The organism is uncultured Campylobacter sp. (assembly GCF_937997465.1).
Lineage (GTDB): Bacteria > Campylobacterota > Campylobacteria > Campylobacterales > Campylobacteraceae > Campylobacter_A.
The window spans coordinates 1-14,401 of record NZ_CALKTQ010000215.1; the positions used below are offsets into that span (position 1 = coordinate 1).

Below are 14,401 nucleotides of genomic sequence, written 5' to 3' on the forward strand. Positions count from 1 at the left end.
GCTCTCAAAGTCCCAAAATAAGGGATAAAAATAGTAAAAAATTTTTAGTTTGGCAGTTTGGCAAATTTTATACGCAAGATCTCAAATTTTAGTGCAAATCCTGCCGAACTGCCGAACTAAACTAAAAGCAACTTGCAAAGTGCCATTTTATCGGCATAAAAAACTTTTTTAGTTCGGCAAGGCTCTTGCCAAACTCTGCCGAACTGAAAAAGTAAAGAAAAAAGGGGGAGAAAATCAAAGCATTTTGAAAATAGTTTGATTGTGCTGATTGCTCGTTTCTATGGTGTAAAACCTACCATCAAATCTTTTTAAAAGAAATTTTATAGCCTTAGCTCCGCACACTTGCGTTTCATCTATCTTTGCTAGTCGTTTTATCTCGTTGGTTAAATTTTGTAAATTTATACCACTTGGATTTTTGGCGATGATCTCTTTTGCGTATTCTAGGGCTTGTTTTTGCTCGTCATTTAAATCATAAAGATAAAAGTCGCCAAGACTTACGCTAAGCTCTGCAGTGTCTAATATCACGGCTTGTGGGGCGGTGTCATCTCTGCCTTTTTGTGGCTCAAGTGTTACGATAAGCTGACTGCCATTTCGCTCCCTTTTTTTGACATAGTAGGCTTCGTCTGAGCTATCTATAAAGGCGGTTGAGCCTTTATGCTCTTTGTTATCCTTATCGCTAAAACTTTGCTTATTTTGGTGATGTAAAAACCACACGCCAGCGTAATAATTACGCATCTCTTGCATGGCTGTAAGATAGGGCATGACCACTTCATCAAGGCTCATAGAACCTTTTATGAAATTTCGCATACTATCAAAGACGATGAGTGCGTCCTTATGCTCGTCGTTTGCAAATTTTGAGAGCGTGAAGATAATTGACCTTGTATCAAGGTCTTTTTCCTTTACCTTTTTAGAAAAGCTAATATAAGTTAGGTTGGGATATTCAGCTAAAATCCTATCTAAGCCACGACTTTTAAGAGTGCCGATGCCATTATCTGCGTCTATGTAATACACCTTTTTAACAGCTCCTATTTTTAGTAGATATACCGCCAAAAAAAGCGTGGTTATGCTCTTGCCGTTGCCAGCTTTGGCATAAAAGCAAATGAGCTTATTTGTCTCTATGAAGTTTGATATAAGCCATTTTTGCATATAATCCGAAATGTATTTTGTGCTAAGCGATAGGTTTGAATGGTCTAGATCTATCGCTTGGATTTTCTCACTCATCTTTTATCCTTAATATATTTATTTTTGCTTTCAAATTTTAAAAATTTCGTGTTTTATCTCATTTTTCCCCTTTTTAAAATAGTGTCTCTAGGCTATTTAAATAGTCGCCATACCACTGCATGAGCCTTGCGAGTTGCTCTTTGGTGCTACGGCTTCGCTCGTATGCGAATTTGACCGCATCGCTCTCTTTGTGGGCTAGGGCGGTCTCTATGACTTCATCGCTTATGCCCATTTGCAGAAGCTGGGCTTTGTTTTGCGTGCAAATGGTGCGAAAAGTCGCACGAAAACCGTGAGCGGTAGCTACGCCTTTGTATAATCCGCCGTTTAAATTTATGATAGCTTTGTTAAGACTATCTTTGTGGATATGCTCTTGTTTGTTAAGGGCTGGGAAGACAAAGCCGTTTTCTATAATGCAGAAATTTCTTTGCTCTTTTAGGATTTTTAAAGCGTAGGAGTTCAGGGCGACCTGATGAGCGTAGCTCATTTTCATCTCATCTGCTGGGATAGTCCAAGTCTGCTCATCAAAGTTTATGTACTCCCATTTTACGCTTGCGGTGTTGATAGGGCGATTTACGCATAAAATTTGCAAATAAATCGCTCTTTTGGTTTGCAAGTCCATCTTGCCATCACTCTTTAAGTCGTGCAGGAACTGGGCTAGGGTTTTCTCGTCGGTTATCGCACTTAGTCTGCTGTCTATGTTGTGGCGTTGTTTGTAACTACGTGAAGTGGGGAACTCTTTGTGAAGTGCTGGGATGAAGTTTTTAGCGATATAATCGTCTCGCTCAGCTATCATAAAGACTTCGTTTATATTGTCTATCAGGCGATGTATCGTCTCAAGCCTGCTTTTGTTTGGGTCATGTGGGTTAAAAATGGCACTTAGGACTTCTTTTATCTCGCTGTATCTTATATCTTTTATATCCCTTTTACCAAAGGCTGGCAAGAAGTATTTTTGGTGTCTTAGCACGACTTTTTCAAGATAGCTTTGCTTTTTACCGCTTTTTCGCTTGTGTTCTACTATCCTATTAAATAGGTTTTCATAGATGTATTTGCCTATTTGCCTGCCCCTTAGTTCATCAATGCTCAGCTTTCCGCCATTTAGCTCTCTTAGCATTTTCGTGGCTTTGGTGCGTGCCATTTGAGCTGTAAAGACGCCCTCGCGCCACTCGCCGATTTTTATAAACTGCTCTTTGTCGTATTTGCTCTCTTTGTATTTGAGTGAGAAGGTTTTTGTGCCTTTTGGATTAACAAATATGTATAGTTCTTTTGGGTTGCCGACAACTTTTTTGTATTGTGTGGATCGTGGTGCAAGATTTTTGATCTCTCTATCTTGCAGAGTGGTAGAAGCGACATTGCTCATTTTTATCCCTTTTTTGGATGATTTTTTGAGCAATACTTCCTTAATAAAATTTACTGCTTTAATTACTGCCCTAAATCCACTGAAATTAAAGCGAATTAAAAACTTGGTTAAAGTAACTTTTTGCAATTAAGTATCGCTCCCCGCTTCGCAAACAAGGGAATTAACAGCAATTTAAAGGGATTGATTTGTAGCTGAAAGGAACTTAAAATAAACTTAAATGGTGGTTAGAGGCAGAATCGAACTGCCGACACGCAGATTTTCAGTCTGCTGCTCTACCGACTGAGCTATCCAACCACGCTGTTAAAAAGAAATGTGATTTTAGCCACTTGATACTTAAATTTTGGTTAAAGGTGCAAAATTTAGCACATTTATAAAACATGAAATTTATTTTAAAGGTAATTGCCCAAATTTAGCGAGGTTTTACGGCGCATATATCGCGTTAAATTTTCAAATTTAAAATCGCTTTTTTAAATTCATCACCGCGCTCTACGTAGCTGCTAAACTGATCTAGACTCGCTGCAGCAGGGCTTAAAATGGCTATCTCGTCCAAATTTTCATCATTTGCGCCAGTTTTCGCAGATTCGTCAAATTTGAAATTTTTATCTATCTCGCCGACCGCGGTGTTTAAAAATGCGCATTTTACGGCGGGGATTTTAAACTCGCCGGCAAGCTTCATTAGCTTGTCCGTATTTGAGCCGATAGCGTAAATTTGCGCCTTAGCACCGCTCAAGGCTTCAAAAAGCGGCCGCATATCTACGCCTTTATCGTCGCCGCCTAAAATCAAATGCAAAAATTTGCCCTCATATCGCTTGACGGCTTGGATGCTTGCATCGATGTTAGTCGCCTTCGTGTCGTTGACCCACGTCCTGCCGCATGCATCGCGAAATTCTTCGAGCTTATTGCCTTCGATGACAAAGCCGTTTAGTAGCTGTACGTCGCATCTATCGAGCAAAATTTTCTGGATAGCAAGAGCTAAAAGCGCATCCATTAAAAACGGAGTTTTAAAGGCGATATCGCCTAAATTTACGCCGCAAAACTCGGCCAAATCCGCCTCGTTTTCGTAGCTTATCACCTTTGCTTTAGTCGGCGTATTGGCGTAAATTTTAGGCAGGATCGCGACCGCGTTTTCGCCCATCGTCGCTAGCGGCTTTAGCTTGGCGCGCTCATACTGGACAAAGTCGCCGTGCCAGCTGAGGTGATCTGGCGTGATCGGCAAAAGCACGTAGATACCCGGCGTCGCGGCGTTTGTGTAGTGCATAGTAAAGGAGCTGGTCTCTAGCACCCAAATTTTGGCGTTTACGTCCAGGTCTGCGAGCGGAACGCCGACGTTGCCGCCCATTGCCGAGCCGTAGCGCGCCAGCAGATGCTGCGTCATCTTTGTCGTCGTGGTTTTGCCGTTCGTGCCGCTGATCCAGACGCTAAATGGCATCTTGTCGCCGTAAATTTTATAAAAATAGTCGTATTCGCTGATGAGATTTTGCGCGTTTTTAACCAGCTCGTGGCTCGGCGGGAAGCCGGGGCTCGGGATCTCGAGGCCGCTTTTTTCGGGTATAAAGAGGTTTGGCGGCAGTAGAGTGTTGCCCCATTCGTCGCTTGAGATCTCGCTAAATTTGTCGTCATAAATGTCCCAGCCGCCGTCTTTTGCGAAGTTTTTCGCGATCGCGCGCGTTGTACCGCCGTAGCCAAATAGCGATTTTCTCATTTTCTCCCCTTTGCCCGTAAAATTTGCGTTTCTCGTCCGTGCTAAGATCGGCTTTTCACCGTTTTACTCGCGCTAAATTTACCTGATTTTTAGCGCAGTCATGGCGATCAAATTTGCCAAAACGGCGATGAGCCAAAACCCCACGATGATCTTATTTTCCACCCAGCCTTTTATCTCAAAATGATGATGTATCGGCGCCATTAGGAAAATTCTCTTTTTAAAAATTTTAAAGCTCCCGACCTGCAAAATCACACTCAGGGTCTCCATCACGAATACAAAGCCTATGATGATGAGCAGGATTTCGTTTTTCGTCATCACGCCCATTAGCCCGATATATGCACCCACGCTTAAGCTTCCGCTATCGCCCATGAAGACCTCGGCCGGATGGCAGTTAAACCACAAAAATCCCATCAGCGAGCCGATCAGCGCAGCGGCCACGACGACCGTCTCGCCCACGCCCACGATTTTTGGTAAAAGCAGATACGAGCTAAACACCGCGTGTCCGCAGATGTAGGCAAATACGCCAAGTGTCAGTAGCGAAAACACCGCAGGCACCGTAGCTAGACCGTCTAGGCCGTCGGTTAAATTTACCGCATTTGAGGCGGCGACGATAACGAGCGCCCAAAAGGCCACCGCAAAAACGCCCAGATCAAGCACGGGAAATTTGTAAAACGGTAGGTAAAATTTGCTCCCCAACTCGCCGTGTAAATACAGCATCGCCGAGACCGCAAACGCGATCAAAATTTGCACCGCAAGCTTGGCTCTAGGGCTTAGTCCGTCATGGTTTTTGCCGCCTGAAATTTTGCGATAGTCGTCTTTAAACCCAAGCGCCGTAAAGCCTGCTAGACAGATCAGCGAGGCAAAAACGAAGACGTTATCAAGGCGCGCGCAGATCACGCTCGCCCCAAGTGCGGCTCCGATAAAGACCAGTCCGCCCATCGTCGGCGTTTTGGCCTTTTTTTGGTGCGTTTGCGGAGCTAGCTCGTAGATGGGCTGGGCGGCGTTTTTGGCCTTTGCCCACGCGATAAATTTAGGCAGCGCCCAAATGGTCAAGCAAAATGCGATAAAAAACGAAAAACCCGCGCGAACGGTGATGTATTGAAAGATATTAAAATTTAATAGTTCATAAATATAGTAAAACATAAAAGCCTTTATTTTAAAAAAGGCTAATTTTAGTATAATGCCGTTAAAAAATATCTAAATTTAAGGCGAAAATTTAAAAATGGCGCAAAAAACTATTTTGGTGATCACAGACGGTATAGGATATAATGAAAGTAGCGAATTTAACGCATTTGCGGCGGCAAAAAAGCCGACATACGACTGGTTGTTTAAAAACGTGCCAAATACGCTCATAAAAACCTCGGGCCTGGCAGTGGGCCTACCTGACGGACAGATGGGAAACAGCGAGGTCGGGCACATGTGTATCGGTAGCGGGCGGGTTTTGTATCAAAATTTGGTAAAAATTTCGCTCGGTTTTGAAAACGGCTCGCTAGCCAAAAGCGAAAAGCTTTTAAATTTGTTTAAAACCTGCAAACGCGTCCACGTCGTCGGGCTCTACTCAGACGGAGGCGTGCATTCGCACCTAAGCCACTTTGATGCGATGTGCTCTCTTGCGGTCGCAAACGGCTGCGAGGTGTTTGCCCACGCGATAACCGACGGGCGCGACGTAGGCCCGAAAAGCGGGCTGGCGTTCATAAAATCGCTGCAAGAAAAGGCGCAAAATGTGGGCTTTAAGCTAGCTAGCGTTAGCGGTAGATTTTACGCGATGGACCGTGATAAACGCTGGGAGCGCGTGAAAACAGCCTACGATGCGATGACGCGAGGAGAAAACACGCAAACCGTATCGCCGCTAGAATACGTCATGCAAAGCTACGAGGCGGGCGTGACGGACGAGTTTATTGTACCGGCTGGTTTTGGCGGGTTTGAGGGTATCGGCGAGGATGATGGCGTGATATTTATAAACTTTAGAAACGACCGCGTGCGCGAGATCGCGGCGGCTTTGGGCGATGAAAATTTTAGCGAATTTGAGCGCCCTTTTGTCGTAAAAAAATTACTTACCATGACTGAGTACGACGCAAATTTCGCCTTCCCTGTATTATTTGAAAACGAAAAGCTAAAAAATACCCTTGCCGAGGTCGTCGCAAACGCGGGCCTAACGCAGCTGCACACCGCCGAGACCGAAAAATACGCGCACGTGACGTTTTTCTTTAACGGCGGCGTCGAGGAGCTCGCCCAAAACGAAACGAGAGTGCTGGTGCCAAGCCCTAAAGTCAAAACCTACGACGAAAAGCCCGAAATGAGCGCGCAGGCCGTGTGCGAGGCGGTGCTAAAGGGGATGGATGACGGGCAGGATCTGATCGTGGTAAATTTCGCAAACGGCGATATGGTCGGGCATACGGGCGAATTTGACGCGGCAGTGAAGGCGGTCGAGGCCGTGGATGCGGCGCTGGGGCGCATCGTAGCAAAAGCAAAAGAGAAAAACTACGCGCTAATCATCACGAGCGACCACGGCAACTGCGAGCAGATGAAGGACGCGCAGGGCAATTTGCTAACCAACCACACGACTTTTGACGTGTTTTGCTTCGTGATGGGTGAGGGCATACGAGCGGTAAAACCAGGCGGTCTAAACAATATCGCCGCGAGCGTTTTGGTGCTAATGGGTGTCGAAAAACCGGCCGAGATGGACGAGGCACTGTTTTAATACTATATAAATTTTAGGTAAAAGGCTTTTTAGCTTTCGTCTGATAAAATGCGAGTAAAATTTGAAATCAAGGAGAAAAAATGAAATTTAGCGGGAAAAACGTGCTAATCACCGGCGCAAGCCGCGGTATTGGCGCGCAGATAGCCAAAACCCTAGCGCAAATGGGGTTAAAAGTGTGGATAAACTACCGCTCAAAGCCCGAAATAGCCGATGCTCTGCAAGCTGAAATCATAGCAAACGGCGGACAGGCTGCGGTGGTAAAATTTGACGCGACGGACGAGGATGAGTTTGTAAAAGCGATAAATTTGATCACGGACGCCGACGGCGAGCTGGGCTACCTCGTAAATAATGCGGGCATCACAAACGACAAGCTCGCACTTCGCATGAAGACGGAGGATTTTACTAGCGTGATAGGCGCAAATTTGACCTCGGCCTTTATCGGATGCCGCGAGGCGTTAAAAGTGATGAGCAAAAAACGCTTCGGCGCCGTCGTAAACGTGGCTTCGATCGTGGGCGAGATGGGTAATGCGGGGCAAGCTAACTACGCTGCTAGCAAGGGCGGAATGATAGCGATGAACAAAAGCTTCGCCAAAGAGGGCGCGGCGAGAAATATCCGCTTTAACTGCGTAACTCCGGGCTTCATCGAGACTGATATGACGAGCGAGCTAAGCGACGAGATCAAAAAAACATACAGCGACAACATCCCGCTAAAGCGCTTCGGAAGCGCTAGCGAAGTGGCCGAAGCTGTGGCGTTTTTGCTAAGCGATCACGCCAGCTACGTCACGGGCGAGACGTTAAAGATCAACGGCGGACTATATATGTAAGCGCGTAAATTTACGTTTTTGCGAAAGTTTAAGCTAAAATATATTAAAATCACGAAATTTTTATTTTTAGGAGAAGAAAATGGCAATATTTGATGACGTAAGAGACGTAGTGGTCGAGCAACTAAGCGTGGCTCCAGATGCGGTAAAGCTTGAGTCTAAGATTATCGAGGATCTAGGTGCAGACTCGCTTGACGTAGTCGAGCTAGTTATGGCTCTTGAGGAGAAATTTGAAGTAGAGATACCTGATAGCGACGCCGAGAAACTAATCACTATAAACGACGTCGTAACCTACATCGAGAACCTAAATAAATAAGTTTTTGTAAGGAGAGATCTTGAAAAGAGTCGTAGTAACCGGGATTGGGATGATCAACGCTTTAGGGCTCGACAAGGATAGTTCATTTAAGGCTATCTGCGAAGGTAAAACCGGCGTAAAAAAGATAACCTCTTTTGACGTGAGCGATTTTCCAGTTCAGATTGCTGCCGAGATAACGGACTTTGACCCGCTTAGCGTGATGGACGCCAAGGAGGTAAAAAAGGTCGATAGATTTATCCAGCTTGGATTAAAAGCTGCTAAAGAGGCTATGGCCGATGCAAATTTCAGCGAATTTGACGCTGAAAATTTCGGCGTTAGTTCAGCTGCTGGCATAGGCGGTTTGCCTAATATCGAAAAAAACTCCAATATCTTGCTTGAAAAAGGCTCAAGACGAATTTCTCCATTTTTTATACCTTCTGCGCTAGTAAATATGCTAGGCGGCATAGTTTCGATAGAGCACGGCTTAAAGGGGCCTAATATCTCTAGCGTAACTGCATGCGCGGCATCTACTCACGCCATCATCGAAGCGGCTAAAACCATTATGGTCGGTGAAGCGCAAAAGATGCTAGTCGTAGGCTCCGAGTCTACGGTTTGCGGCGTAGGTATCGGGGGATTTGCGGCTATGAAAGCGCTTTCTACTAGAAACGACGATCCACAAACGGCATCAAGACCTTTTGATAAAGACAGAGATGGCTTTGTTATGGGCGAAGGTAGCGGTGCACTCGTGCTCGAAGAGTATGAAAGCGCTAAGGCTAGAGGGGCTAAAATTTATGCCGAGGTGGTCGGTTTTGGCGAGAGTGGCGACGCGTATCATATAACTTCGCCTTCACTCGAAGGGCCGCTTTCTGCGATGAAAAAGGCCTTAAAAATGGCTGGAAATTTACAGATCGACTACATTAATGCACACGGCACCTCGACACCGACCAATGATAAAAACGAAACTGCAGCATTAAAGGCTCTTTTTGGCGGCAATGTACCGCCGGTTAGCTCTACCAAGGGGCAAACTGGACACTGCCTTGGCGCGGCTGGCGCGATAGAGGCTGTCGTATCTATAATGGCTATGCAAGAAGGTCTTATACCGCCTACGATAAACTATACAACAAAAGACGAGGAATGCGACCTGGACTACGTGCCAAACGTGGCTAGAAAAGCTGAGCTAAACGCCGTTATGAGCAACTCTTTTGGATTTGGCGGCACGAACGGCTCTATTATATTTAAGAAGATATAATGGCAAGTTATCTAGACTTTGAGCAGGGTATCAAACAAATAGATGATGATATCGCAAACGCGAGGATTCGCGGCGATGAACACGCAGTAGAAATTCTAAATAAAAATTTAGAAAAAGAGACCGCTAAAATTTACAAAAACCTTAACGAGTTTCAGCGTCTTGCTTTAGCTCGTCATCCGGATCGCCCTTATGCTATCGACTACATTAAGGGTATGATGAGGGATTACTATGAGCTTCACGGCGATAGAGCGTATCGCGACGACGGGGCGATAGTTTGCTTTATCGGCTATATAGGCTCTAAAAAAGTCGTCGTGATAGGCGAGCAAAAGGGTCGAGGAACCAAAAATAAACTAAAAAGAAATTTTGGTATGCCTCATCCCGAGGGTTACCGTAAAGCCTTACGAATAGCTAAGATGGCTGAGAAATTTGGACTTCCTGTACTGTTTTTGATTGATACTCCAGGCGCGTATCCAGGCGTTGCGGCTGAGGAGCGCGGTCAAAGCGAGGCGATCGCTAGAAATTTATTTGAATTTGCAAATTTAAAAACTCCGATGATAGCCGTCGTTATAGGCGAGGGGGGAAGCGGCGGAGCTCTAGCTATAGGCGTAGCCGATAAGCTAGCTATGATGCGAAATTCAGTTTTCTCGGTTATCTCGCCGGAGGGTTGCGCAGCTATACTTTGGAACGACCCATCAAAACAAGAGCAAGCTACTAAAGCACTAAAAATAACTGCTGACGATCTAAAAAGCTTAAATTTGATAGACGACGTCATAGAAGAGCCGATAAATGGCGCTCACAGAGATAAAGAGACTGCCGTAAAAGCGCTTGCGAGTTATTTTATAACCGAGCTAGATAAACTTGAAAAGCTAAAAGTAGATGAGCTTTTAAACGCCAGAATAGCTAAAATCTTATCTGCAGGCGCATTTGAAGAGGGCAAATAGCGCTAAAAAATAGTACTCTTACAAAAAGTTGCTTGAACTTTTTGTAAGTTGCTTATTTATTTCCGAATTATTCAAATTTGCACGAGTCTTACAGAAAATATTCGTAAAACCAAAATAATCTTACTAAAATTAGTTTAATGGCTTCTTGGCACAAAATACCTGTTTTATAATTTTATGTTATGTAGAAAAGTTATAAAATAGTATTTAGAAAATGCATTTGGGTCAAAAGATGGTTTGAAAAATAAATTTGGCCACATAAGTTTTAAATTTGCAAATTTGAAACTTACCCGCCAGCCGCCTTTAAATTTATTCTGAAATATCCTTATCAAAATATTTCATTGATATTTCTTTTAGCTTGCCCTCGGCTCGTAGCTCGTTTAGGGCTTTGTTTATCGCTTCCAGTAGTTCGGCGTTGCCTTTATGTACGACTACGGCCGTATACATCGTGTCCTCGCCCGCAACTATAAGCTTTATAGGCGCTTTTGGGTGTTGCTTTTTGTAGTCGTAGAACATCACGGCGTCGTCTATCGTGTCGTCGGCGCGCTTGGTGATTATGAGATTTATCTGGTCGCTTAGGCTATTGGCTACGACGAGCTTTGCGCCGTATTTCTAGACAGTTGGGATCCACATGCTATTTACTGAGTGCGTCGAGCGTTTGCCCTTTAGATCGGCGAAGCTCTTGATATCGTCGTCATCCTCGTGCACGATAATCGCCGAGTACGAGGTCATGTATGGCACGGAGTAGTCGTACTTTTTCTTGCGCTCTTCGGTAATGCTTACTTGGTTAAACACGGTGTCCGCCTTGCCCGCGTCAAACGCCGCTAGCATCGCGTTCCACGAGGCTTCGATAAATTTAGGCTTTAGGCCTAGTTTGCCTGCGACCGCCCTTGCGATCTCGACGTCGTAGCCCATCAGCTCGTCTTTTTCATTGTGAAACAAAAACGGCGAATACACTCCCTCGGTAGCGATAGTGATCACACCATCCTTTTTGATCTGCTCGAGCGATTTTGCGCTGGCTAAATTTAAACAAACGGCAAGCGCCGCACCTAGTTTTAAAATTTGTCTTAGCTTCATGCTAACTCCTTTTGTGAAATTTGAAAATAAAATCGTAAAAATCGCGATCGCGATATAAATTTAAATTTGACGGACCGATAAAAAGCCGACAAAACCCGCCGTAACGCAAGCCCTATCCCTCGCAAAGCTTACCGCATGCGTCGGCGCGGCACCTGCCGCAGTGAGTCATTTGGTGAATGGAGTCGCCGATTAGCTTTCGCATGCTGCGAATTTCTTCGTTTGATGGCGATTTTATATTTGCAAAAGGGGTGTCATGCACGGGGATCATCGCCATGCAGTTCATGATATCGGCCTGCCACTCTTTGGCCTTTTTCGCGATTTCGGGGACGTGATCCATATTGACGCCGGGGATTACGACCGTATTGATCTTTACGATCATGCGGGCTTCTTTTAGCTTGCGGATCCCTTCCTCTTGGCGCTCCCCAAGAATTCTAGCGCCATCCTCGCCGCGATAAATTTTGTTTTTGTGGCGCACCCACGCATAAATTTTGCCGCCCACTTCGGGCGTTACGGCATTAACGGTCACCGTCACGTGGCTCACGCCGATTCGCACGATATCGTCCACATGCTCGGGCAGAGCTAGGCCGTTTGTGGATAGGCAAAGTAGGGCATGAGGGAAGCGGGCTTTGCATTTTTCAAAGGTCGCTAGGGTTTTGTCGGCATCGCACATAGGATCCCCGGGTCCTGCGATACCGATGACCGAGATGTCTTGCCTAAATTTAAATAGATTTTCCACGTACTCTACGGCCTCGTCCGGGCTCTGCACCCTCCCGGTTACGCCGGGGCGATTTTCGTTTGCGCAATCGTAGATGCGGTTGCAAAAATTGCATTGGATATTACAATGCGGCGCTACGGGAAGGTGCACGCGCCCGTAGGCGGCGGACGCTTTTTTGCTAAAGCAGGGGTGGTTGTCGAAGGAGGGTTTGGCGAAAAAATTCATCAATCTTTTTTCCTTCCGAATTTGATGGCGTCCGCGTGGCAAACGTCCATACAATCGCCGCAGTTCGTGCAGTTCATCTCGTCCGGTCTCGTGCCCATTTCGCATTTGCGCAAACAGGCGTTGCAGTTGTCGCAGGCGCTCGTTTTATAAACGCGAAATATTGAAATTTTACGCAGCAGCTCCATTATGCCGCCGCTAGGACAGGCGAAGCGGCACCATAAATTTGCGACGATCAAGGACGCAGCGATGAGAGCTGCGACGACGGCAGTGCGAACCGCCCAGTACCAGTCGGAAAATTTAAAGGACATGATAACGGCGTTTAGGTACTCGTCGCTGGTGCGGATAGGGATCATAACGCGAGGGTTGCCGTAGATAAAATATACGCCCGCGCTAAGCAAAACGGCTAGAACCATGCCTATCTGCGCATATCGTAGCTTCCTGTTATTTTTTAGCTTAAGCTTAAAAGCGGCAAATTTGCCGAGCATTTGATTTACGAATCCGCCCGGGCAAAGCCAGCCGCAAAACGCGCGCCCAAGGAAAATAACAAGCACGGGGATAAACAGCCAAAAGCCGAAAAACACGGTCGCGATCCGCCCCCAGCACGTAACGATCGGACAGGATTGGCAGTTTACGAAAGGCACGATAAAAGGGCATCTAAAAATCCCGTAATACGCCCATTGCCCGATCGCGCCGATAAAAATCAGCTGCACCAATCGACGAATTTTAGTTAGCCTAGAGACTTTTTTCATCTTTGCCATATTTACGATACTAAACATCTTTTACACCAAACCTTTCTATGAGTTCAAGCCCGCGCGCCGAATGGATGGAGGTAAAGCCGTGCCGCTCGAAAATTTCCTGCCCGTCCGAGCAGACGAAGTCCGCAAAGTCATCGGCAAGCTTCTCGTCTTTTACGTATTTCATGATATTTAGCGTAAAGGTAAGCGGCCCCGGCGGGATGAGTTTCTCGTCGATAGGCATATATTCGATCCTATCTTTAAACCTATCGTGCGTCGTTAGGCGCTTTTCGATGATGGACGCATCGCCCTTTCCGTCTACTAGATCGCACATCATGGTAATAACGCACGCTCCGTTGGCGACCATATTTTTCATAACGGGCCCCGTGAGACCTGAATTTTTCAAAATTCCCTTTACCGGTCCGCTACCCGGAGGCGATGCCCTTAGCGGCAGCATCACCCGCACGCCGGGCTCTGCTAGATCCTTCAGATCGCGAATGCCCGCGGGATTTCCCTTCGGCACTACTAAAACGTAGTCGGTAAAACATAGCGGTCTAAAGCGGAGGCTAAGGCCAGCCTTACGCAGTTTTTGAGACAGCTCCAAAACGCGAGCGCCGAAAACCTCCGTCTTGCCTTGCAAGGCTAGCAGCGACTTTCCGAGCGCACCCGCAAAGGCGCCGGTGTACTGGATATTATGTCCCGTCCTTGACTCATAAATGGCGTTTAGCTCGTTAAATGCTTCGGACAGTCCTCCGCACGACCAAACCTGCAGGGAACCTGGCTTAAACGGCGTGAAGCCGGCGAGCATCGATTCGGGTCCGGCGATGGCGGCTGCCGCTAAAGCTCCTTTTAAAAAGCCGCGACGAGATTCGTCTATCTCCTTAAATTTCATGCAACCTCTCCTTTCTTTGGTTTGTTTTTAAATTTAAAAAATTCTTCATTTCAAAATTTCAAACAGTATCGATTAAAGTAGCTCGATAAACGCTTCCAAGCGCGTGCGTATCTGCCCGACGTCTTGTTTTGAATAATCGGTCTCTAGCGACATATAGTTCGCTCCCGCTTCGCGGCTCGCCTCTTTGATCTTGTTCGTCTCGATCGCGTAGGTGTGGCAGCCGCTTAGCACGACGTCGATGACGCCGTCTGCTTGATACTCGCGGATAAATTCCTTGATAATATCCGAGCGTGCGTCGTTTTGATACATCACCGAACATGGAATTTTAAGGTAGCGCTCGGCGATATTTGCGACTAGATCGCCTTCGGTTTGCGCTTAGCGAGGACGGTCTCGGCAAATACCGTGCATAGGGGCTTAGTTTGATCGCGGGATTTTTGCGGGCGGTTTTGTAAATTTCGCTTAGCTCTAGCCCCA

Annotated in this window: 12 protein-coding genes, 1 tRNA gene and 2 pseudogenes; 5 read left to right on the forward strand and 10 right to left on the reverse strand. The window is 46.1% G+C overall.

Going from position 1 to position 14,401, the window contains the following annotated elements; genetic code table 11:
• Positions 1–234: 234 nt before the first annotated feature.
• The 5 genes from Q0546_RS07120 to mraY form a co-directional block, all read right to left on the reverse strand.
• Entirely contained in the window at positions 235–1,221 is a 987-nt protein-coding gene (locus tag Q0546_RS07120; protein ID WP_298791721.1) for an AAA family ATPase, read from the reverse strand.
• A 73-nt stretch (positions 1,222–1,294) separates the two neighbouring features.
• Entirely contained in the window at positions 1,295–2,578 is a 1,284-nt protein-coding gene (locus Q0546_RS07125) for a site-specific integrase (protein ID WP_298791723.1), read from the reverse strand.
• A gap of 218 nt (positions 2,579–2,796) precedes the next feature.
• A tRNA-Phe gene (locus Q0546_RS07130) sits at positions 2,797–2,872 on the reverse strand.
• A gap of 145 nt (positions 2,873–3,017) precedes the next feature.
• Positions 3,018–4,280: a UDP-N-acetylmuramoyl-L-alanine--D-glutamate ligase gene (murD, locus tag Q0546_RS07135; RefSeq protein ID WP_298791725.1), complete on the reverse strand. Its 1,263-nt coding sequence runs from the start codon at positions 4,278–4,280 to the stop codon at positions 3,018–3,020.
• 78 nt (positions 4,281–4,358) lie between these two features.
• The gene (gene mraY, locus Q0546_RS07140; protein WP_298791726.1) at positions 4,359–5,423 is read right to left on the reverse strand and encodes a phospho-N-acetylmuramoyl-pentapeptide-transferase; all 1,065 of its coding nucleotides are present in this window, start codon (positions 5,421–5,423) and stop codon (positions 4,359–4,361) included.
• Between the two features lie 79 nt (positions 5,424–5,502).
• Here mraY and gpmI point away from each other — a divergent pair, with 79 nt between their 5' ends.
• From gpmI to accA, 5 genes are all read left to right on the forward strand, one after another.
• Complete coding sequence (gene gpmI / locus Q0546_RS07145; protein ID WP_298791728.1) at positions 5,503–6,981, forward strand: 2,3-bisphosphoglycerate-independent phosphoglycerate mutase; 1,479 nt, start codon at positions 5,503–5,505, stop codon at positions 6,979–6,981.
• An 80-nt stretch (positions 6,982–7,061) separates the two neighbouring features.
• Entirely contained in the window at positions 7,062–7,805 is a 744-nt protein-coding gene (fabG, locus tag Q0546_RS07150) for a 3-oxoacyl-ACP reductase FabG (protein ID WP_298791730.1), read from the forward strand.
• A gap of 79 nt (positions 7,806–7,884) precedes the next feature.
• Positions 7,885–8,118 carry an acyl carrier protein gene (acpP, locus tag Q0546_RS07155; protein WP_002948723.1) on the forward strand — a complete coding sequence of 78 codons (234 nt, stop codon included), beginning with the start codon at positions 7,885–7,887 and terminating at the stop codon, positions 8,116–8,118.
• A gap of 19 nt (positions 8,119–8,137) precedes the next feature.
• A complete protein-coding gene (locus Q0546_RS07160) occupies positions 8,138–9,346 on the forward strand; it encodes a beta-ketoacyl-ACP synthase II (RefSeq protein ID WP_298791735.1) in 1,209 nt (402 codons plus the stop codon).
• A complete protein-coding gene (gene accA, locus Q0546_RS07165) occupies positions 9,346–10,287 on the forward strand; it encodes an acetyl-CoA carboxylase carboxyl transferase subunit alpha (protein WP_298791737.1) in 942 nt (313 codons plus the stop codon). Before Q0546_RS07160 ends, accA begins: the two co-directional genes overlap by 1 nt.
• A 306-nt stretch (positions 10,288–10,593) precedes the next feature.
• Here accA and Q0546_RS07170 read toward each other — a convergent pair.
• The 5 genes and pseudogenes from Q0546_RS07170 to Q0546_RS07190 all read right to left on the reverse strand — a co-directional run.
• Positions 10,594–11,361, reverse strand: a pseudogene (locus Q0546_RS07170) (transporter substrate-binding domain-containing protein).
• Positions 11,362–11,473: 112 nt separating this feature from the next.
• Positions 11,474–12,301 (reverse strand): radical SAM protein, encoded by an 828-nt coding sequence (locus tag Q0546_RS07175; protein ID WP_298791743.1) that lies wholly within the window; start codon positions 12,299–12,301, stop codon positions 11,474–11,476.
• Entirely contained in the window at positions 12,301–13,077 is a 777-nt protein-coding gene (locus tag Q0546_RS07180) for a 4Fe-4S binding protein (RefSeq protein ID WP_298791739.1), read from the reverse strand. Before Q0546_RS07180 ends, Q0546_RS07175 begins: the two co-directional genes overlap by 1 nt.
• Positions 13,070–13,927 carry a substrate-binding domain-containing protein gene (locus tag Q0546_RS07185; RefSeq protein WP_298791741.1) on the reverse strand — a complete coding sequence of 286 codons (858 nt, stop codon included), beginning with the start codon at positions 13,925–13,927 and terminating at the stop codon, positions 13,070–13,072. The genes Q0546_RS07180 and Q0546_RS07185 overlap by 8 nt, the downstream gene beginning before the upstream one ends.
• A 72-nt stretch (positions 13,928–13,999) precedes the next feature.
• Positions 14,000–14,284 (reverse strand): annotated as a pseudogene (locus Q0546_RS07190) (2-hydroxyacyl-CoA dehydratase family protein); the annotation flags it as partial.
• Between the last annotated feature and the right edge of the window lie 117 nt (positions 14,285–14,401).

Bases quoted from the DNA above. Each gene is read 5' to 3' on its own strand.
- fabG (WP_298791730.1), top strand. From the start codon at position 7,062: ATGAAATTTAGCGGGAAAAACGTGCTAATCACCGGCGCAAGCCGCGGT.
- gpmI (WP_298791728.1), top strand. From the start codon at position 5,503: ATGGCGCAAAAAACTATTTTGGTGATCACAGACGGTATAGGATATAAT.
- acpP (WP_002948723.1), top strand. From the start codon at position 7,885: ATGGCAATATTTGATGACGTAAGAGACGTAGTGGTCGAGCAACTAAGC.
- Q0546_RS07180 (WP_298791739.1), bottom strand. From the start codon at position 13,077: ATGTTTAGTATCGTAAATATGGCAAAGATGAAAAAAGTCTCTAGGCTA.
- accA (WP_298791737.1), top strand. From the start codon at position 9,346: ATGGCAAGTTATCTAGACTTTGAGCAGGGTATCAAACAAATAGATGAT.
- mraY (WP_298791726.1), bottom strand. From the start codon at position 5,423: ATGTTTTACTATATTTATGAACTATTAAATTTTAATATCTTTCAATAC.
- murD (WP_298791725.1), bottom strand. From the start codon at position 4,280: ATGAGAAAATCGCTATTTGGCTACGGCGGTACAACGCGCGCGATCGCG.
- Q0546_RS07120 (WP_298791721.1), bottom strand. From the start codon at position 1,221: ATGAGTGAGAAAATCCAAGCGATAGATCTAGACCATTCAAACCTATCG.
- Q0546_RS07125 (WP_298791723.1), bottom strand. From the start codon at position 2,578: ATGAGCAATGTCGCTTCTACCACTCTGCAAGATAGAGAGATCAAAAAT.
- Q0546_RS07175 (WP_298791743.1), bottom strand. From the start codon at position 12,301: ATGAATTTTTTCGCCAAACCCTCCTTCGACAACCACCCCTGCTTTAGC.
- Q0546_RS07185 (WP_298791741.1), bottom strand. From the start codon at position 13,927: ATGAAATTTAAGGAGATAGACGAATCTCGTCGCGGCTTTTTAAAAGGA.